The 18,635-nt window shown below is 38.5% G+C and carries 22 protein-coding genes and 1 pseudogene; 5 read left to right on the forward strand and 18 right to left on the reverse strand.

The window, feature by feature from the left end; all coding sequences use genetic code 11:
* Window positions 1-320 precede the first annotated feature (320 nt).
* Entirely contained in the window at window positions 321-950 is a 630-nt protein-coding gene (locus VEIT17_RS09070) for an NAD(P)-dependent oxidoreductase (RefSeq protein ID WP_178885783.1), read from the forward strand.
* Between the two features lie 183 nt (window positions 951-1,133).
* Here VEIT17_RS09070 and VEIT17_RS09075 read toward each other — a convergent pair whose 3' ends face one another.
* The 3 genes from VEIT17_RS09075 to VEIT17_RS09085 all read right to left on the reverse strand — a co-directional run bounded on the left by VEIT17_RS09075 (window position 1,134) and on the right by VEIT17_RS09085 (window position 4,405).
* On the reverse strand, window positions 1,134-1,925 hold the full coding sequence (locus VEIT17_RS09075; RefSeq protein ID WP_178885785.1) for a hypothetical protein: 792 nt from the start codon (window positions 1,923-1,925) through the stop codon (window positions 1,134-1,136).
* A 209-nt stretch (window positions 1,926-2,134) separates the two neighbouring features.
* The gene (pta, locus tag VEIT17_RS09080) at window positions 2,135-3,133 is read right to left on the reverse strand and encodes a phosphate acetyltransferase (RefSeq protein ID WP_008602113.1); all 999 of its coding nucleotides are present in this window, start codon (window positions 3,131-3,133) and stop codon (window positions 2,135-2,137) included.
* Window positions 3,134-3,190: 57 nt separating this feature from the next.
* Window positions 3,191-4,405: an ATP-binding protein gene (locus tag VEIT17_RS09085; protein WP_178885787.1), complete on the reverse strand. Its 1,215-nt coding sequence runs from the start codon at window positions 4,403-4,405 to the stop codon at window positions 3,191-3,193.
* Between the two features lie 347 nt (window positions 4,406-4,752).
* Between VEIT17_RS09085 and VEIT17_RS09090 the strand changes: the two genes are divergently transcribed.
* Entirely contained in the window at window positions 4,753-5,430 is a 678-nt protein-coding gene (locus VEIT17_RS09090; protein WP_178885789.1) for a lactate utilization protein, read from the forward strand.
* On the opposite strand, the gene VEIT17_RS09095 is transcribed toward VEIT17_RS09090, so the two are convergent.
* The gene (locus VEIT17_RS09095) at window positions 5,408-5,683 is read right to left on the reverse strand and encodes a helix-turn-helix domain-containing protein (protein WP_060923759.1); all 276 of its coding nucleotides are present in this window, start codon (window positions 5,681-5,683) and stop codon (window positions 5,408-5,410) included. The genes VEIT17_RS09090 and VEIT17_RS09095 overlap by 23 nt on opposite strands.
* Before the next feature lie 492 nt (window positions 5,684-6,175).
* A complete protein-coding gene (locus VEIT17_RS09100; RefSeq protein ID WP_178885791.1) occupies window positions 6,176-7,528 on the reverse strand; it encodes an NAD(P)-dependent oxidoreductase in 1,353 nt (450 codons plus the stop codon).
* A 386-nt stretch (window positions 7,529-7,914) separates the two neighbouring features.
* Between VEIT17_RS09100 and VEIT17_RS09105 the strand changes: the two genes are divergently transcribed.
* Window positions 7,915-9,108 (forward strand): MalY/PatB family protein, encoded by a 1,194-nt coding sequence (locus tag VEIT17_RS09105; protein ID WP_178885793.1) that lies wholly within the window; start codon window positions 7,915-7,917, stop codon window positions 9,106-9,108.
* A 148-nt stretch (window positions 9,109-9,256) separates the two neighbouring features.
* On the opposite strand, the gene VEIT17_RS09110 is transcribed toward VEIT17_RS09105, so the two are convergent.
* From VEIT17_RS09110 to VEIT17_RS09150, 9 genes and pseudogenes are all read right to left on the reverse strand, one after another.
* Window positions 9,257-10,834 (reverse strand): DUF438 domain-containing protein, encoded by a 1,578-nt coding sequence (locus VEIT17_RS09110; protein WP_178885795.1) that lies wholly within the window; start codon window positions 10,832-10,834, stop codon window positions 9,257-9,259.
* Between the two features lie 431 nt (window positions 10,835-11,265).
* A pseudogene (locus VEIT17_RS09115) lies at window positions 11,266-11,715 on the reverse strand (superoxide dismutase); the annotation flags it as partial.
* Window positions 11,716-11,743: 28 nt separating this feature from the next.
* Window positions 11,744-12,856, reverse strand: coding sequence for an IS1249 family transposase (locus tag VEIT17_RS09120; protein WP_105085552.1), 1,113 nt, complete (start codon window positions 12,854-12,856; stop codon window positions 11,744-11,746).
* 141 nt (window positions 12,857-12,997) lie between these two features.
* Complete coding sequence (locus tag VEIT17_RS09125; RefSeq protein ID WP_420031272.1) at window positions 12,998-13,240, reverse strand: hypothetical protein; 243 nt, start codon at window positions 13,238-13,240, stop codon at window positions 12,998-13,000.
* 318 nt (window positions 13,241-13,558) lie between these two features.
* Window positions 13,559-14,098, reverse strand: coding sequence for a cysteine hydrolase family protein (locus tag VEIT17_RS09130; RefSeq protein WP_178885797.1), 540 nt, complete (start codon window positions 14,096-14,098; stop codon window positions 13,559-13,561).
* Between the two features lie 94 nt (window positions 14,099-14,192).
* The gene (locus tag VEIT17_RS09135; protein WP_178885799.1) at window positions 14,193-14,711 is read right to left on the reverse strand and encodes a phosphatidylglycerophosphatase A family protein; all 519 of its coding nucleotides are present in this window, start codon (window positions 14,709-14,711) and stop codon (window positions 14,193-14,195) included.
* Between the two features lie 10 nt (window positions 14,712-14,721).
* A complete protein-coding gene (locus VEIT17_RS09140) occupies window positions 14,722-15,117 on the reverse strand; it encodes a hypothetical protein (protein ID WP_178885802.1) in 396 nt (131 codons plus the stop codon).
* 102 nt (window positions 15,118-15,219) lie between these two features.
* Window positions 15,220-15,564 (reverse strand): zinc ribbon domain-containing protein YjdM, encoded by a 345-nt coding sequence (locus VEIT17_RS09145; protein ID WP_118353892.1) that lies wholly within the window; start codon window positions 15,562-15,564, stop codon window positions 15,220-15,222.
* 128 nt (window positions 15,565-15,692) lie between these two features.
* A complete protein-coding gene (locus VEIT17_RS09150) occupies window positions 15,693-16,055 on the reverse strand; it encodes a MerR family transcriptional regulator (RefSeq protein ID WP_178885804.1) in 363 nt (120 codons plus the stop codon).
* A 66-nt stretch (window positions 16,056-16,121) separates the two neighbouring features.
* Here VEIT17_RS09150 and VEIT17_RS09155 point away from each other — a divergent pair, with 66 nt between their 5' ends.
* Together VEIT17_RS09155 and VEIT17_RS09955 are read left to right on the forward strand one after the other, a co-directional pair.
* Window positions 16,122-16,499: a carboxymuconolactone decarboxylase family protein gene (locus VEIT17_RS09155; RefSeq protein ID WP_178885806.1), complete on the forward strand. Its 378-nt coding sequence runs from the start codon at window positions 16,122-16,124 to the stop codon at window positions 16,497-16,499.
* Window positions 16,500-16,713: 214 nt separating this feature from the next.
* A complete protein-coding gene (locus VEIT17_RS09955) occupies window positions 16,714-16,785 on the forward strand; it encodes a putative holin-like toxin (protein WP_219565824.1) in 72 nt (23 codons plus the stop codon).
* A gap of 262 nt (window positions 16,786-17,047) precedes the next feature.
* Here VEIT17_RS09955 and VEIT17_RS09160 read toward each other — a convergent pair whose 3' ends face one another.
* From VEIT17_RS09160 to VEIT17_RS09175, 4 genes are all read right to left on the reverse strand, one after another.
* Entirely contained in the window at window positions 17,048-17,374 is a 327-nt protein-coding gene (locus tag VEIT17_RS09160; protein ID WP_178885808.1) for a type II toxin-antitoxin system RelE/ParE family toxin, read from the reverse strand.
* Window positions 17,375-17,376: 2 nt separating this feature from the next.
* Window positions 17,377-17,658 carry a type II toxin-antitoxin system Phd/YefM family antitoxin gene (locus VEIT17_RS09165; protein ID WP_105093715.1) on the reverse strand — a complete coding sequence of 94 codons (282 nt, stop codon included), beginning with the start codon at window positions 17,656-17,658 and terminating at the stop codon, window positions 17,377-17,379.
* Window positions 17,659-17,720: 62 nt separating this feature from the next.
* Window positions 17,721-18,218 (reverse strand): ECF transporter S component, encoded by a 498-nt coding sequence (locus VEIT17_RS09170; protein ID WP_178885810.1) that lies wholly within the window; start codon window positions 18,216-18,218, stop codon window positions 17,721-17,723.
* A 112-nt stretch (window positions 18,219-18,330) separates the two neighbouring features.
* Entirely contained in the window at window positions 18,331-18,624 is a 294-nt protein-coding gene (locus VEIT17_RS09175; RefSeq protein ID WP_178885812.1) for a DUF2695 domain-containing protein, read from the reverse strand.
* Window positions 18,625-18,635 lie beyond the last annotated feature (11 nt).

Below are 18,635 nucleotides of genomic sequence, written 5' to 3' on the forward strand. Positions count from 1 at the left end.
ATATGTCTTTCTAATGTAGTTCAAATCATATCACAAATTTATCATATTGCAAGCATTTTACAGTATCTTTTTTTAGGGTACAAATTATTTTGAAAAATTTTTAATCAGTAAATATCATAATTCTATCACTTTTGATAGTACCTCTCCAAAATGATTCTACTATTCAAAATAATGGCACACCTATATAATGAGGTCATCAGGTGAACACAATAACAACTACGGAGCAAACTTTACTAACCTATATCTAGAAAATAACTTTACTCCATCACCAAAAAAACATGCTCTCAATAAAAGAGGCTTTCACAAAAAGGAGAATCATCATGAATATTTTAGTAATCGGTGCAAATGGTAAAGCAGGTCATCGTATAGTAGAAAAAGCCCTCAAGGCAGGTCATCAAGTAACAGGCGTTGTTCGCCGTGAAGGCGCTATCGAAGGAATACCAACCATCGTAAAAGATGCGTTACAATTAACAAAACAAGAACTAACTCAATTTGATGTAGTCGTAAATGCTACAAGCGCTTTCACACCAGATACATATCATTTACCAGCAGATTTGACATTATTGCTTGTAAAAGCATTAGCTAACACAAATACGCGCCTCATCGCTATAGGTGGTGCAGGCAGTCTCTATGTAGACGAAGATCACACAGTTCAATTAAATGATACACCAGAGTTTCCAAAAGAATTTTTAGCTCGTTCCAAAACTCATGGTAAATCTGACGATATCTTGCGTAAATTCAGCAATGTAGACTGGACAATGTTTACCCCACCACCAATCTTAGATGCAGAAGGTCCTGAATCTAAAGACTATATATTAGGTAATGAAAATGTTATCTTGAACAAAGAAGGCAAGCCTTATATCTCTTATGATACATTCGCACAAATTCTAGTGGATGAAATCAACAACCACAAGTTTGGGCGTCAACGTTTTACTGCGGTACAAAACTAACAGCCTTTAACCAAAGTTATAATTCAGGTTCCCTGTCGATGACGGGATTTATTTTTGAAGGCAACAACTAGTACAAGTAAATAGCAAGATTATAGCTAAAAACAACTATAAAAGAGCCTCTACGGGCATTCCTTCATCAATAGGGAATCCATAGAGGCTCTTATTTATATATTGAGTTTATACTTAAACAAGTTGATTTACATCATATTTGAAAGCAGCCGTTCTTTCAGCCGCAGTTTTCTGCCATTCTGTAGGTGCTGTACCATCCTTTTCAAGGAAGAATCCAGAGTCAAGATAGCGAATGATGATATAGTTGGAATCTTTTTGATCAAAGCCATTACCACGACTGAAGTCAATGCCATGACCTGTATTGCGTGTTACAATGGCTTCCAATAATGGCAACGTAATAGCATTCAACGTGATTTTCATATCAGGAGAATCAAAGATTTTTTTAAGGAAAGAACTAGGCTTTTCTTCCTTGTACACTAAAAGCTTGCTAATCGTGCCATTAGATGCACATACTACGCGACGGATTTCATTAATAGGAATATCTCCCTTACCATTAGAAATAACGCCGTTTTTAATGATAATTTCTCGTTTACCCATAAAGGAAGAGTCTAATGGCAATTGAAGAGTATCTAAGTTCGCAGGAAAATCTGCGGTCAATTTATTTCGAGCAAAGGCTGTAAGAATCGCTTTTGTTTCACGAATGTTATGACCAATGTTAGATCCTGTACGGTCCGTATCTAAATCTTGGCCTTCTATATTTTTCCAATTATGATCTCTAAACATAATCGTATAGTTACTATTTGAATTTAGATATCTTGTAAGATATAGCTCATTTACATCTTCAAAATCAATGTCAGTTACAACCTGTCTATTTGCATCTTTACAAAGCACTCCATTGTAACTAATAGTTAAAGTACGATCAGAACCTTCAAAAACAACAGGATTTGTGTCAAATACAGAAATCATAGCCCTCTCCTTTTCACAACTTCAATCACAGTTCCCCAGCATATACTGGACATACCACTGAAAAACATATATTGATTAAATATATTAATCAAATAATCTCAACTTAATCATACACCTTCTATATATATTTACACAAACAAAAAAGCTGATTCCGAAGAATCAGCTTTTTCTATTTCATTGAAAAGTTTCAAATGAAGTTTTAGTTGAAATTAGATGCTTTCAACAGCAGCGATAGCAGCAACGTCTACAACGTCTTGAGCAGAGCAGCCACGGGAAAGGTCATGAACTGGTTTAGCCAAACCTTGAATCAATGGGCCAAGAGCATCAGCACCGGAGAAGCGTTGTACCAATTTGTAACCAATGTTAGCAGCTTGAAGATCAGGGAAGATCAAGATGTTAGCTTTACCAGCTACGTTGGAGCCAGGAGCTTTCTTTTCTGCTACGGAAGGAACGATAGAAGCGTCCAATTGTAATTCGCCGTCGAATTTGAAGTCAACATTGCGTTCTTTCAAGATGTTAACAGCTTCTACTACTTTATCTACTTCTGGAGTGGAAGCGGAACCTTTAGTGGAGAAGGATAACATGGACACGCGAGGGTCAGCCATGCCAACAACTTTGCGAGCTTTTTCTACAGTGGATTCTGCGATATCAGCCAATTGTTCGCTAGTTGGGTTAGGCAATACGCCGCAGTCGGAGAATACGAGCATACCGTCGTCGCCATATTCTTTTTTGCTTGTGAACATGAACATGGAAGAAGATACTGTTTTAAGGCCTGGTTTAGTACCTACAACTTGTAATGCAGCGCGCAATACGTTTGCAGTTGGGCAAGCAGAACCAGCAACCATGCCATCTACTGCGCCAAGACGAACAAGCATAGCGCCGAAGAATAAGCAGTCACCTTTCATAGTTGCGTCAGCTTTTTCAGGAGTCATACCTTTTTTAGCGCGCAATTCTACGAATGTATCAACCATTTCTTGGTAACGATCGTAGTTAGCTGGATCGATGATTTCAGCACCTTCGATGGATACGCCAACAGCTTTAGCAGCTTCAGCGATTTCAGCAGGATTACCTACCAATACAGGTGTTACGAAACCTTCTTTCAAAATGATTTCAGTTGCTTTCAATACACGTTCATCTTTGTATTCTGGCAACACGATTTTTTTACCTAATGGTTTTACTTGGTCTTTTAATTTTTGAATTAAATCCACGATTTTTGCCTCCTTAACATTGGCTTTATGCCATATCAATACTATTATTATAGCAAGTTAACAGCTCTCTAACAACCATTCTAAAACATTTCGTTGTTTAATTCCGTCATAATTTGCATTTTTATTGAGTTCATCTAAGGTAAGCAAAAACTTAGGATATTGATCATTGATAGCCTCTAGAGGCGCCAGTTCACGATTTAACGTATTTGGATCGAGCACAGTTTCACTAACCTGATAATATTCAGTAATGCCAGCTTTTTCTGCGACAAAATCAATTTCACCCTTAGCCAGTTGACCTACATATACAGTATATCCACGACGTATGAGTTCTAGAAAAACAATATTTTCTAATATATGACCTGTATCGCGGCTTGTATTGCCAACAATCAAATTTCTCAAGGTTACATCAACACTATAATATTTCGCATTAATGCGTAGTAATTCTTTGCCTCGTACATCATAGCGATTCACCTTGTATAGTAATAAACTATCTTGTAACCCTTGTAAATATCGTTCTACCGTTTTATTATCAATCTTTCGGCCAGCACTAACAAGAGATTTAGCTATTTTATTTGGTGAAAGCAAGCTTCCCACATTCGCCATAATATATCGCACAATATCTTGTAAAATCGTAACATCATTAATTTTTAATCGAGCTACTACATCATTCAATAACAAGGTATTAAAAAGCCCCCGAAGATATTCTTGAATATCAAAATCTTCGCCACCCAATTGTTGTGTATAAGGGAACGAGCTTTCACGAAGATACGCCTCATAGGCAGGAATCAAAGAGTACTGCTGTTCTTCATATTTGCTATAGTAAAATTCAGCAAAGGACAGTGGTAACATCTGAATTTCTACATATCGACCAGTCAATAGTGTAGCAATATCAGAAGACATAAAATATGCATTTGAACCTGTAATATAAATATCCGTGTTCTCTTTTACAAATAGGCTATCTACAACACGATGAAATTGATCGACATGTTGAATCTCATCAAGAAAAATATAGTTCATTTGATTAGGCTGCATTTGATTTAATATATATTGATACAGCGCATGATACTCTCGTAAAGGTTCGTATTCTAACTCCTCAAAATTTATAGATATAATCTGTTCCGGTTTTACTCCCTCTGCTAGTAGCTCATCCTTAAACAGACGAAACAATGTCGATTTACCGCAACGACGTATGCCAGAAACGACTTTAATAATAGATCGTTCACGATTCCGTCGTAAAAACTCTATATACCCATGGCGCTGAATCAACTTCATAAGGGCCTCCTCATCTATGTACTTGCTCATAGATGGAACCCAATTACTGTTATTGTCAGTCATCATATCGATCACCTACAAAACTTGGATTCCATTCCAACTTTATACTAATATTACCACAAAGTTGGATTTCATTCCAAAATTTTATTGTATAGATACATAATTTGGATTTTATTCCTATAATTAATCTAATAAATTGTAATACCTCACCTCTATTTGTTCTTATACCAAGGAAGATATATAGCTTTCATTGAACGCTAAGCCTATAAAACGATACAATAGTAAATAGCAAACACTACTAATCGAAACATTAGCTTCTAATCACAAACACCCATTCAGGAGGACTCATGGCGAATACAGAAACTACAATCAACGCAGTTATACATCCACAGCCTAACGAAACGCCCATAAATATTGAAAAGACAATCAAAGCCTTAGAGAGAAATAAATTCGTAGTTCATTATTTTGAAACGGGCGCCGAAGCCGTTGCGTATCTAAAAAATCGCATTCAAAACAAATGTGTAGCCATTGGCGATTCTCGCACTTTATTAGAAATAGGTGTTCATGATGCTTTATCTGAGGTCAACGAGGACATAACAGACATTCAGCGTCCACTACCTGGTGAAAGCTTTCGCGATACGGCGTTACGCACAATGGGACGCGATGTATTTCTCACCTCGGTAAACGCCCTTTCACAAACAGGAGAAATGGTGAACATCGACGGCACAGGCAATCGTGTGGCGGCCTCTCTATTTGGTTCTCAAGAGGTATTCTTTGTATTAGGAGTTAATAAAATAACGCCTGACTTAGCATCTGCCATTTATCGAGCACGAAATGTAGCAGCCCCACTTAACAGTAAGAAAAACAAAAAGAGCTCTCTCAATCCGTGTGCTACCTTGGACGAAAAATGCTATGACTGCGGCTCTCCAGATCGTATATGTAATGCCTTAACTATTTACTATAAAAAGATGCGTAACATGCAAACCATGGAGATTATTATCATCAATGAATCCTTAGGCTTCTAATGGTTTGAGGACCATTTAGAAAATCTTGTACGCTCATTTGCCCTAATCCAGATACAACCCTATAAATTGTGGACCACCGCGGATCAATAGCACCACTTTCAAGATCACTTATATAAGATTGAGCTAGCCCTGATTTATCTGCTAATTGATACTGTGTCATGCCCAATTGTCTACGCCAAAGTAAAATTAATACTCCTAGCTTGTGAACTTCTTGTCGAACCTGTATATCACGACAACATAGGATAGGATTCATAGCAACCTCTATCTACTTTCACACTCAACACATGGTTATGCCTTTACTATACGTCTAGCCCAAGGCCGTGACTAGTAGCAGTTGAAATGCGACAACAGAAAAGCCTCCATAAAAACTAAGGTATAAATTAGTTCTATCGAGGCTTTTTTCTTTGCATATTAAGTTATGTCCGATTTCATCAATTCGTGGAATTTTAGTATATCTAGAGATAATTAAGACTAAAAATACAGATATTGTACTCGATAAGCTCAGGTTTTATAAGTATTTATCGTGATTTCTATACATTATCTATGCAGGAAACACAAATTTGAATTCTAATATCATACTGGATTAACCTACATCATAATAAGTACATATATACATGACTCTCTACTTTGACCGTAAACTGAAAACAATAATAAAACACTATAATAATCAAATCCTTATAGTAAAAAGAGGGTAGTAAAAAGGGGGCTATAGTAAGTATAGTCCCCTTTGATTATCTCTATAAGATTATTGATTAGCACTTTCTTGAGCTTTTTTGATTTCCATGTATTTAACCATGCCATCAACAGCTTTTTTAGCTTCGCGCATAGCGAGTACTACTGTAGCAGGTTTATGTACAACGTCACCGCCAGCAAAGACGCCATCGCGATTAGTCATACCATATGGATCTTCAGATGTAATGATATAGCCTTTTTCATCTACTTTCAAGTTATTACCTTCGCCGATAAGACGTGCATTTGGTTTGTGACCAGCAGCGATAATGATTTTATCTACAGGCATAACTTGGAAATTACCAGTACCGTGGATACCCGCACCATCTTCATTAAGAGCCATCACTTCATATTTGAAGCCTTCTACCTTGTCTTTACCTTCTACACCCACTGGAGAAGCGAACCATTGGAATTGAACGCCTTCGGCACGTGCTTCTTCGTATTCAGATAACAATGCTGGCATTTGTTCTTGGCTGCGACGGTACGCTACCGTTACGGATTCACAGCCTAAACGTACGCATGTACGTGCCGCATCCATCGCTACGTTACCACCGCCGATGATGATTACGCGATCGCCTTTTTTAACAGGAATTTGAGCTTTATCAAGCTCACCATTTTCTACGAGTTGTACGTTAGTCAACAAGTACATAGCTTGGAATACGCCATGAACTTCATCATTTTCCATGCGCACTTCTTGAGGAATATGGGTACCAGTACCGATAAAGATAGAGTCAAAACCTTCAGCGAAGAGTTCATCCAATGTTTTATCTTGACCGATAAATGTATTACATACGAATTTAACGCCTAAACCTTCAAGACGTGCGATTTCACGACGTACAACGGATTTAGACAAACGGAATTCAGGAATACCGAATAAAAGTACACCACCTGGTTCAGATTGGCCTTCAAATACAGTTACATCATAACCAAGTTTAGCGATATCGCCGGCTACGGACAAACCTGCAGGACCGGAACCTACAACGGCAACCTTACCAAGATCTTGTTTAATTTTCTTAGGTTTGCGAAGTTCATTGACGCTTTCAAAATCAGCAGCAAAACGTTCCAATTTACCGATATTGATAGGCGGTTTCTTCGCCTTATTCATGATACAGTTACCTTCGCATTGGTTTTCGCGTGGACATACGCGGCCACAAATGGATGGCAAGTTTGTACGTTCTGCCAAGATATCGTTAGCTAAACCGAAGTTACCGTGTGCAATAGCTTGGATAAAACGAGGGATTTCGTTTTCAATAGGGCAACCCATACGGCACAATGGTTTTGGACAATTCAGACAACGTTTCGCCTCAGCGAGCGCTTCCTCCATTGTATAATCCGCATCAAAATGTAGTGGTTTTAATTCGTTACTCATGGCACATGCCTCCTAATAAGGATCCAGTACTATACTTATACAGCGTTGCATGTACCTGAGCAATCCGATGAGCCCTCTCACATAGGGATGCCGCCACATGCTGCTAAGATTTATCTTTTGTAACCATTCGATAGTCGTGTGGTCACTGGTCAGACACACACTATTCTATAGTATATTCTAAATTGTGAAAGTCCCAACAGTCAAGCAAATATAGCACCTTTTGTATACCAATATAGCCCCTATTCATGCAAGGATTGCATAGAAAAAGAAGATACTGTAACAGCCATTCTTAAGGGTATATTTACATATATATCCATTCATGTATACTGATAATAGATAGAGTAATTAATTTCCACCACATTAACATACACGTATAGAGGTTTACTATGAGCACAATAGACTTTACTGAAACATACTATATCGATCGCCGTGGGTCGTACTCCCGTAAATGGGACGGCGAGCACTTAAAATTTAGTCGCACCGATTTATTGCCCCTATGGGTGGCCGATATGGACTTTATGCCGCCTCAGTGCATACAAGAGGCTATTTGTACCTATGTAAAAGCCCAACCTTTAGGCTATACCATGACAAATCCCAAGTATCTTGAAGCAGTCATAGATTGGTATAAGCGGCGCCACAACTGTATACTTTCTAAAGACTGGCTCACCAGTGCACCCAATGTCATTACAGGCCTCATGTGGTGTATCGGTGCTTTCACAAAAGCAAAGGATGCCATTGCAATCCTAACACCTGTATATGGTGCATTCGACACAAGCGCTAGTGATGCACAGCGTCAAATCATCGCCGTTCCTATGAGTCGCGACGAAGATAATCGCTATTCCGTAGATTACGATGCCTTTGAAAAGGCCATCATCAAACACAATGTTACCTTGTTTATTCACTGCAATCCTCACAATCCTGTAGGGCATGTGTGGACAGAAGACGAGATGAATCAGCTATTTAGCATTTGTGAGCGTCACGGGGTGCTCATCATCAGCGACGAAATCCATCAAGACCTCATTACGGGACCGATAACCTTTATGCCAGCATTATCCGTATCTAACGACGCCTACGCAGATAACATACTCTCCATGTCATCTCTGTCAAAATCATTTAATATGGCTAGCTTGCACCACGCAGAAGTCATCATCCCTAACGAGAAGCTACGAAGCCAATACAATGCCTTTAAAGGGCTTGTATACCATACTGATTCTGACGTTATTGCCGAAGCGGCCATCACCGTTGCCTACACCAATCCAGAGGCGGAGGCATGGCTCACAGATGTACTAGCTGTTATACGTGAAAATTATGAATATCTGTGCCGAGAGCTTTGTACAGCATTACCACAAATCCGCATCAGCCCTATGGACGGTACCTATTTAGCATGGATTGATTTTGGTGCCTATGTTAAGGCTGAAGATATGCACGACTTATTCGAAAATAAATGCCGCATTGCACCAAGCTTTGGCGAATGGTTTGGAGGCGAAAACTACGCCACCTTTGTACGCCTAAACTTGGCTACTAGCCTTGAAAATATTAAGACTGCTACCCATAATATTATCAAGTACGTACTCCCTTAATAGGAACCTCTCATCAGGAAATACATTAATCATATTAGAGAATTCATTTCGTACAAATAAAAGAGGCTGCTCTAGCATCATTCAATGTTAGAGCAGCCTTTTTGTATCAAAGTTTCACTGTATCACATAACTAGTATTACACTAGTTTTTATTTAATTCTACCAAAATGTTCCTTTGCAAATTGCATATCTTGTACGAGTTCTAATGTACCAATATAGTTATTATTTTGATCGCGTACAGCCATGTAGTTTACATAGAATGGACGACCTTGTTTTTCAAGCCATACTGCCACATTATCGCGGTCACCTTTACGGAAGGAGTCGATAATACCGCGTACAATTGGTTCTACCTTTGGCGGATGACAGGAATACACGTCCCGGCCAATTGCTGTAGTAGGACGTTTGAACACCTTTTCACCATCGTTAAAGTAACGGTTAATATCTTCATGGTCAACGAAGGTTACTTCCATTGGCATTGTATTGAGCATAGCATCTAGTTGGTCTACAGTTAAGGCACCACCAATTAAACCGATAGCATTATTATCACCACTTAGTTTTGTAGTTTGCGCAGCTAATGCGGCATCAGCTTCTGGCCAAGCAATGCGTGTTACACCAAAGATGTCTTCATACTGCGCTGTATCTTTGTAAATTTGATACCAATCTTCTTTGCTAAAGTTTTCTGCACAGATTGGGAACAAGATATTTTGTTCTTTGTAGATCATTTCTTGAGCACGTGTAAGAAGTTCATCAAAACGTCTATACCAATCATCTACACTTTGGCTAGATTTTGCTAGATCACCTAATTGGTCGCGAATATCGCCATCAACAGTCCACATAACCATGGATGGACCACCGATTGCATAATCCACTTTCAATTTTGGATATAATAAATCGCCTTTTTTAGCATAGTGAACAGATAGTTGACGCACTGTATTCACATCATCATAAGTGGCAGTTTTATCTGCTACTTTTGGACGAATAGCCTCAATCAACTCGTCGAGCGCTTTATTTTCTTCGGTTAATCGGTTTAACGGATGACCTGCAGTCTCTACCAAAGCCACAACGCTCTTGCTCTTTTCTTGAGCCTCTAGAACAGCCTCTACTTTAGCATGTTCAGCATCCATTTGTTCATGAATGGTGGAACCATGGAACAATGCAGAGTGAAGGTCACATAATTGTTGTACCTCTTCTAAAGGTGTACCTTCGCACATAAGACCTTGTTCGGCTTTCATGATTTCACTAGCCTCAACATGTTTGAATTGGCTCGCAAAATCTTCACGAACAGAACCAAGCTCTTCGCCTGTGCCCAAACGTTTCAAGAAGCCTTTCAATTGCTCTACACGTTCGCTATCTGTAACAGTATCCTCTACATTAGCTTCTACATTTTTAGTAGCATTAGCTTCTGCATTGTCATTAGCATTAGATGCCTCTGTGTGAGTAGCAGCTACCCCTGCAGGAGCACCCTTAGCAGATGCATCATCACCATGTAGGTTTGGCATTTCACCTTCCAATGTAAAGCCAGCTTTCATAAATGCGCTCACGATATCCATCATGGATACGCCTTTCATTTTAGCCCCTTTAGGAATGGTCATGATTTTACCAACAGAGTTCAACATCACTTTATTAGTGATTTCGCTGAACCCTAATTCTTTCATAATATCTACTACTTCAGGATATTCTGTTACCAAATCATATACGGATTTGGACAAATCTAATTTCTTTTCCATTTTGATCCCCTCGTGTCAAAAATATTGTTTATTACTTATGTGAGTAGCCCTCTATACGTACTACTGTGTATACAAGGCAATATATACTTTGAAAGGTTTATCTAAAATAACCTATGCCCCTATGATAAACGATATCGATTGGAAAATCTGTATCCATGGCTATACTTTTGAAAGTTCTTTCTAAAAATATCAAAATTTCATATAAAAATAACAGATAGCTGAGTATTCAAAGTCACCTAAGCAATCAAAGCGCTTTGAACCAACTATCCGTTATCTATTAAAATATATATCTAGTTTTTAGAAAGATGAAAGTTCTGAGAGATTTATTAGTTTTGAAAGGTTTAGTATTTTGAGAGATAGTAAATTTGAGAGATTTACATGTTTCTGAGATCAACTAGTTTGATAGATATACCAATACTAAAAACTACCTCTTATTGATGATGAGGTTTCAAGGCTTTTTCGTAGTTTTCAGAAACCTTATCCCAGTTAATAACGCGGAAGAATTCCTTGATATAGTCTAGGCGACGATTTTGGTAGTGCAAGTAGTATGCATGTTCCCAAACATCTAGGCAAAGGATGGCTTTTTTACCTTCTAATAGAGGATTGTCTTGATTCGTAGAGGATGTTACTTCTAGTTTGCCATCTTTATTTACCACAAGCCAAGCCCAGCCAGAACCAAAGCGTGTAGCTGCCGCAGCGGAGAAGCTTTCAACAAAGGCATCATAGCCACCAAGTTCAGCGTCGATAGCCTCTTTCAAAGGGCCTTCCAATTTAGACGTATCTGGTTTTGTCATGACTTCCCAGAACATAGTGTGGTTCTTGTGACCGCCACCATTGTTGATAACCGCTTGGCGGATGTCCTCTGGCACATTAGCGATGTCGGGGTTATAGGACAAAAAGTGTGTGTGACTAATCCCAATAAGTTGGAAAATCTGTAGACATATGTAGCTCATTCCAAACAGGAGCATCACCCCATTGAGGTATTGAGCGATCTATTTGGCAATAATCAGATAACCGTTTGTAGATAGCAGCAATCGATTCATCTGTAGGCATACAATTTAATATATCTGAAATAGAAAGCGGTCTTGGTGAGTGCATATAGCACCACCAATAGACCGCTTTTAGTCTTCTTTCAAGTGAAAGGCCCCTATGAGATCGTAACATACTTCTTAGTTGAGCATTTACTCCACCTTCAATACGATTATTTGTTGTAGGTACTGTAATATCAATACATTCCAAAAATGTAAATAAAGTTTGTTGCCTAATCAGACGCCATAATGATGATTCGGCTTTAAGCAAACGCTCATGTGTAGAGCGTTTGTTCCCGAATTCATCAATCGTCATTTCTCGTAAAAAATCAGAATATGTCATTCGCCACGCTGAAAGTTCATTAATCCATACAAGAGCTTGATCCATTGTTTTCACATTAAATAAATCTTTAGCCAGAGTATAAAGATCCTTTCCTGCTAACGTTTTAGGTCTACTTGTCGTATATCGTCTAACCTGACAAAAAATGTGAAACAAGCATCTTTGGTGACTGCTATGAGGCCAAACTTTACGTAATGCTTTAGGCAAACCATTAGCACCATCAGACACAACAACTTTAGGTTCGGCAATCCGTTCCATTAAACACTGCCAAGCTCTAGCATGCTCATAACGACAGACATACCATCCTAGAACATGAGTATCATTGCAACAAATCAAAACACATAAATTCCTAGCTAAGTAAATTCCATCAAGATATACCACATCATGTACTTCTTCCACTTTTGGTGGCAATGGCCATATGGACCAAAATTTAGCGGTTTTACGCCTGAATGTACGACCTTTACCAGGCATATCAGCTTGAATATTGGTGCTGAATAACCAATTCAAGAATAGGCTTAACTCTTTACTTAAATTATTAATTTTAACGGTAAATGCCACCTTACAATGTTTGCAAAACCAACGCTGAGAACCAGATTTTAAAACACCGTGTTTAATACATGTTTCATTACAATCAGGACATTTTATTTGTCGCATAAACTCTTCCTCCATATTTGTTTATATATAGGAAGATATAACCTCATTTTAGTCAGTAATTACAAGGGTTAATTGATGTTTTCACCCACACTTTTTGTCCACCCTCAAACTTCTCCAAAAAAAGATTAAACCCTTATAACACTAGTAAATATCTAGTGTTATAAGGGTTTTTACACACACTTTTTGTCCTATAAGCCCGATGTCGCCGAGGATGCAGTCTACACAGCCATAAGCTAGATCAGGGTATTTCGCGATAGCAGCATTCAAATTATTAACATACGCTTGATGGTGCTTATCATGATGCAATTTCATTGTTTCTGCGTCGATAACAGGCTCAAGATAATCGTAAGCATACGGTAATGGTGCGAGTTCGAAAGGTTTCATAATAGTCCTCCTTAAATTTAGGGCATGGAACGATATGTATCAGTACGTATCGTTCTAGTGAAAGCGTTTCGATGCACCTGCATCTTTATTTTATTTAATTAATATGAATTATCATTCTTCATTTATTGTGCACTCTATATAGAAAATCGTCAATGTAAATACCCATAGAAAAAGGCTATAGGATAACCTATAGCCTTTGGGTTCGTTTACCAATATAAAATTCTAATACTCAATGCTATATGTTTACTATGCATCAATAGTATATGTTAATCACTATACACCGATGTAATTCAATCTACTATAGTGATAACAAGATAATTATTCAACGATACATTGGCACATTTTCATTGTTGTTAATGCTGCTTGATGGGATTCTTCCGTAACACCTGCACAGCAGCTAGAGTCTACATAAACAGGGATTTCTGGCAAGCCTGCTTTCAGTATAATCGCATTAGAAACAACGCATATATCGGTACATAAACCAACGAGCGTGATAGACTCAATAGGGTTCACCGAATTCATGCCTTCCAAACGGGATAATAGTTCAAGGGATCCGAAATTTGGCTTATCGATAAAGGATACAGGGCTCATGATAGGACGCCCTTCTGCTGCCTCGATTAAGCCAGACACAATATGCCAACCTTCTGTATTCTTCACACAATGTGTCACAGGTAAAAACTTGCCCTCTTGGCTTTCAAGATAATTAGTATCATGCGTATCACGTGTAAATATGATAGGCCCGTCAAAGTTCTCAATTTTTTTGCGTACATTATCTACAATCATCTGTGCTTGCGCTGAACCAAGGGCACCATCTACGAAATCTTTTTGCATATCGATAACAACTAGAACCTTTTGCATAGTTCCTCCTGTATATAGTCTACATAGAATACATTAATTATTCATTTCACTACTAGTTATACTCTTAATTTTTAATAACATCAATAGCAAGAATTTATGCTTTTTCCTCAGCCAACGCATGGCGCACCCGGTGAGGTTCATTATGTGCAAGTTTCCCCGCTGCAGCAGCCGCCACGGCCCCCACTAAATCATCAAGGAATGTATTACAATGGCCACCAGCCTTGCTATCTAACTTTTTAATGATGCCGGGCTTTACCTTATCTAAATAGCCATAGTTCGTAAACCCTATGGAACCATATAAATTTACGATAGAAAAGGCTAAGATTTCATCGATACCATACAGGCTTTCATCATTCTCTACAATCCCTTGTAATGGTTGAGACAGTTTATTTTGTTCCGTTAATTTATCTAGCTCAATGCCCGTAATAATCGCATTGTGTACCTCTCGTTTTGAAAGCACGGATGCCACATGTTCACGGCACTCTTCAATCTTTAAATTCGGCATATATGGTTTTTGAACATATAAAACGAGCTCTGCAATATCCTCTAGCGTAACGCCACGCTCCGCCAGCAGATTGTAAGTGTATTTTTCTAAATCCTTTGTAGATTCCATAAGTGCTCCTTTATTTTTTATGAGGATGATCACCTGATACGATTACAATACTAACTGGAATTGTCACAACTAATGCTTCATCAGTATCCACATGTTTTGTATGCCAAGCGGCCTCTTTTGCAGCCTCTTCAAAGATGGGGTAAGCCTCTCGATCTAATTTCCAATTATTAGGCCCCGCTTCAACAGCCACAATATTACCCTTATCATCAGTCTTAATCTCCACTGGAACAATCAAGGTACCGTCAGCACTTGTTTTGAAAGCCTCACTAGGAATGATGACATTATAAGAGATTTGTTGCTGTAATTCATAGGTACGCTTATCTGTAGGCTTTAAATCAGCCGCCAAAGAACTAACAATTCCCATCGTAGACGCCAATACGGCTAGTAACACAACACGTTTTAACATAGTTTCCTCTCGCCTAAATACTTTCACAATACACGCAATATACGTTGATTATACCACGAAAAAATCCCTACTGATGCATAATCAGTAGGGATTGATTCATAATTAGATTTTCTTAACCATTTCTGATTTCAATGCCATCGCACCGAAACCATCGATTTTGCAATCGATATCGTGGCCATCGCTCGCATCAGAAATGAGGCGAATGTTTTTAACGCGCGTACCTTGTTTCAAGATGCCCGCACCTTTTACTTTGAGGTCTTTTACAACAACAACTGTATCGCCATCAGCTAGCTCGTTGCCGTTAGCATCGCGAATGATACCTGCTTCAGCTGCAGCTTGCGCGTCAGCCGCTGTCCATTCATTGCCGCACATAGGGCAGATAAACATATGACCATCTTCGTATGTGTACTCATCGCCGCACTTAGGGCAGTTAGGTAAATTTGCCATTTAGATTTCCTTTTCTCACTACATAATGAAAGTATTATACCATACCTTAGAAGTCGAGCTCTATATTGATATGATGACCATTGGCTTCATATTGATACAAAGGCTATATAATATCTACAATAAAAAACCTAATCAATCTCATTTCTCTTTATAAAAGTTTCATACAACTCTAACTTATCTTCTAGATTATTCTTATAGCCTTCCAATCGTTTAATTTCGGCCTCAATAAACCGATAATGGTCTTCTAGTAATGTCATTCTTTCATGGACCGTATGAGATCCGGCATACCGCAAGTCCGCATATCGCTTGATGTTCGCAAGCGGCATTCCCATATCTTTCAAGCGTTTAATAAACTGCACAAAACCCACATCCTCCGCATGGTAATTGCGAATGCCGTTCTGCCGCTCGATGTGAAGGAACCCTTGATCCTCATAATATCGCAATGTAGAAATAGACAGTCCCACCAATTTTGAAAATTCACCGATTTTCATACTTTCACCACCTTGACCTCAAGTATACTCGAGCATATATCATACGTCTAGACGGAGGTAATAATTATGAAAGAAACACGTTTTAACATCGGTATGAACACATTGAAACAAATTGACGGGCTGCACGGCGAGGAGGTGTATAAAACAATTCAAGAGATTTCACCGGCCATAGCCGATTTATTGGTCGAACTATTTGGCGACATCTACACGCGCCCCAACCTGGATTTCAAGGAACGGGAACTAATTACGCTCGCGTCCCTGCTAACGCTGGGCGGTTGCGAGGCTCAACTGAAAGTACACACCAATGCGGCACTCAATGTCGGTATTGCACCCGAGCAAATCGTAGAGGTCTGCACCCACTGCATCCCCTATGCGGGATTTCCACGCGTGCTGAACGCACTATTTACGGTAAAAGCGGTCTTTGAAGAACGAAACATACTGTAATTAAGAAACGACCGCAACAAAAATCTATTACTAAATATTAGTCTATTTATAACTAACAAAGGGAGACTCTTGATAAAGTCTCCCTTTTATTCGTGTAAAAGTTGTACGAAATTAATTCGTATTTTTCAATATTCAAAATCCGCTATATACTAATAACGAAAGAGCCATTAACGTGAGTTAGGTTCATCTCCGTCTTTTCGAGGGAGGTGACATTATGACTGTATACGAAGCATTATCATTAATGATTTTATTCGCTACCCTCGTAGTGTTAATTCTTAAAAAGTAACTAGTAAATAGTTACAAAATAAGATAAACCTAACGTTTAAGACTAAGTACTGCAATACTTAGACACGTTAGGTTTATCAAATTCGTAATTCTTTGATGAGCCTAACGCCTAGAACACGTTAACTGGCTCTTTTGTACTTATAGTATAGTCTGAATTCTAGAGGCTGTCAATTTACATCGTCCTTATAGGATATTATAAAATGAAATAGAATATAAATAACAAGCTATTCTTTAACACCAATCATACCAAATCAACTAAACATCTACAATCCTTGCAGAAGTTGTAAATAATCTTGTCGTTGACTAAATATATTATATATACGCGCTTCTTTTTCATCATCAAAGACACGATACAAAATAATATTTTTATTAATGATCAACATACGATAGTTTTTATTACGTAAAACAGTATGTCTTGGAATCGTGCCCATATAAGGATCATCCGCTAATAAAAGGATTCTATCCTTAATCTCTTGATAAACAGCCTTGGCAATTTCATTGGAAAAAGATTGCTTTACATGCAGAACAATATGATGCAATGCCTGATCGGCCTGTGCCATAATAATGATACGATAAGCAGTGTCTTCCATAACTATTCGGCCTCAGCTAACAACGCTTCTATGCTGATAAAAGTATCCTCAATAGGACCCATTCTACCTTTTCGTTCGTCTTCCTCAGCCAATGCAATAGCCTCTAATAATTCGATCTGTGCTTTCAATTTATTATAGGTTTCATATCCCATACATACCGTATCACCACGACCATTTACCGTCATAATACAAGCTTCGTCCCCTGTTTTCAAAACTGTAGAGATTTCATTATATTTATTTCTTAAATCCGACGATGGTCGGATACTTTCACGTAATAGCCCCATAAAAGCACCTCCTCATATACAAATTATATCATAATTTGTATATGAATTGTGAATCACTAATCCTATCCTAATCGTTTACGCAAGATAGCATATAAAATCATGCTAATAATAACGCTCATAACGGCTTGAATGGTATTGGTCACAATACTAGCAATGGCTACGCCTGGATCGAATACAAAGTATTCGGCGATAAAGTAGCCTGCTACGATGGTAATGCCACCTACAATGGTTGCCACCAAGGCAGAGGTAGTTGTCTTATTGTTATAGACAGTACCGACAAGATAGCCTTCAATGCCTTTCACCACGAAGGTGATTGGTACAAAGACTGCGTAGCCGAGGAATAAATCAGCTAACGCTGGGCCGATAGCACCAATATAGGCGCCATATTTTCGACCTAATAATAGAGCTGACGTCATAATAACGACATCTCCAACATTGAAATAGCCGCGAATGCCAGGTACTGGAATTTTTGTGTACATGGTAAACAGTGTTGCGAGGGCAATCAATACGGCTGTGAGTACTAACGCGGACGTAGTACTGCGGGTTTGAACGTGTTGCATAGCGTCCTCCTTATAAAGAAAATAGGCATGTGAATAATTACATCACATGCCTTTACTATATACCTTTATGGTAACACCTGCAAATACATAGAATTAACTATAAAAAATACTATTAACAGTACTCTTCAAAACGTTCCTCTACATTGTAGAGAACCTCGCAATCACAACCGCCACCTTCGTTGATAATCCAGTCTAGTACGCTTTCAACATCTACCTTTTGTTTTTCTAAAAACTCTCTTGTGAAAGTCAGACTATGATCGCAACCGTCATTTGTTTCTAATTTCTCGTCTACATAATCAAAGAGATTCCAAAATAATTCTTCGTCCATAGGTAAACTATCTTTAAAATTCTGTTTTTCTTTAGCTTTATAGCCTTTCAATAATTCCTTTTTACGCGCTTTGTCCATTATGATTACTC

It is taken from the genome of Veillonella nakazawae (genome assembly GCF_013393365.1).
GTDB lineage: Bacteria > Bacillota > Negativicutes > Veillonellales > Veillonellaceae > Veillonella > Veillonella nakazawae.

Excerpts from the sequence above, each read along its gene's own strand:
- VEIT17_RS09070 (WP_178885783.1), top strand. The coding sequence starts at position 321 with ATGAATATTTTAGTAATCGGTGCAAATGGTAAAGCAGGTCATCGTATA.
- VEIT17_RS09075 (WP_178885785.1), bottom strand. The coding sequence starts at position 1,925 with ATGATTTCTGTATTTGACACAAATCCTGTTGTTTTTGAAGGTTCTGAT.
- VEIT17_RS09085 (WP_178885787.1), bottom strand. The coding sequence starts at position 4,405 with ATGAAGTTGATTCAGCGCCATGGGTATATAGAGTTTTTACGACGGAAT.
- VEIT17_RS09090 (WP_178885789.1), top strand. The coding sequence starts at position 4,753 with ATGGCGAATACAGAAACTACAATCAACGCAGTTATACATCCACAGCCT.
- VEIT17_RS09095 (WP_060923759.1), bottom strand. The coding sequence starts at position 5,683 with ATGAATCCTATCCTATGTTGTCGTGATATACAGGTTCGACAAGAAGTT.
- VEIT17_RS09100 (WP_178885791.1), bottom strand. The coding sequence starts at position 7,528 with ATGAGTAACGAATTAAAACCACTACATTTTGATGCGGATTATACAATG.
- VEIT17_RS09105 (WP_178885793.1), top strand. The coding sequence starts at position 7,915 with ATGAGCACAATAGACTTTACTGAAACATACTATATCGATCGCCGTGGG.
- VEIT17_RS09110 (WP_178885795.1), bottom strand. The coding sequence starts at position 10,834 with ATGGAAAAGAAATTAGATTTGTCCAAATCCGTATATGATTTGGTAACA.
- VEIT17_RS09120 (WP_105085552.1), bottom strand. The coding sequence starts at position 12,856 with ATGCGACAAATAAAATGTCCTGATTGTAATGAAACATGTATTAAACAC.
- VEIT17_RS09125 (WP_420031272.1), bottom strand. The coding sequence starts at position 13,240 with ATGAAACCTTTCGAACTCGCACCATTACCGTATGCTTACGATTATCTT.
- VEIT17_RS09130 (WP_178885797.1), bottom strand. The coding sequence starts at position 14,098 with ATGCAAAAGGTTCTAGTTGTTATCGATATGCAAAAAGATTTCGTAGAT.
- VEIT17_RS09135 (WP_178885799.1), bottom strand. The coding sequence starts at position 14,711 with ATGGAATCTACAAAGGATTTAGAAAAATACACTTACAATCTGCTGGCG.
- VEIT17_RS09140 (WP_178885802.1), bottom strand. The coding sequence starts at position 15,117 with ATGTTAAAACGTGTTGTGTTACTAGCCGTATTGGCGTCTACGATGGGA.
- VEIT17_RS09145 (WP_118353892.1), bottom strand. The coding sequence starts at position 15,564 with ATGGCAAATTTACCTAACTGCCCTAAGTGCGGCGATGAGTACACATAC.
- VEIT17_RS09150 (WP_178885804.1), bottom strand. The coding sequence starts at position 16,055 with ATGAAAATCGGTGAATTTTCAAAATTGGTGGGACTGTCTATTTCTACA.
- VEIT17_RS09155 (WP_178885806.1), top strand. The coding sequence starts at position 16,122 with ATGAAAGAAACACGTTTTAACATCGGTATGAACACATTGAAACAAATT.
- VEIT17_RS09160 (WP_178885808.1), bottom strand. The coding sequence starts at position 17,374 with ATGGAAGACACTGCTTATCGTATCATTATTATGGCACAGGCCGATCAG.
- VEIT17_RS09165 (WP_105093715.1), bottom strand. The coding sequence starts at position 17,658 with ATGGGGCTATTACGTGAAAGTATCCGACCATCGTCGGATTTAAGAAAT.
- VEIT17_RS09170 (WP_178885810.1), bottom strand. The coding sequence starts at position 18,218 with ATGCAACACGTTCAAACCCGCAGTACTACGTCCGCGTTAGTACTCACA.
- VEIT17_RS09175 (WP_178885812.1), bottom strand. The coding sequence starts at position 18,624 with ATGGACAAAGCGCGTAAAAAGGAATTATTGAAAGGCTATAAAGCTAAA.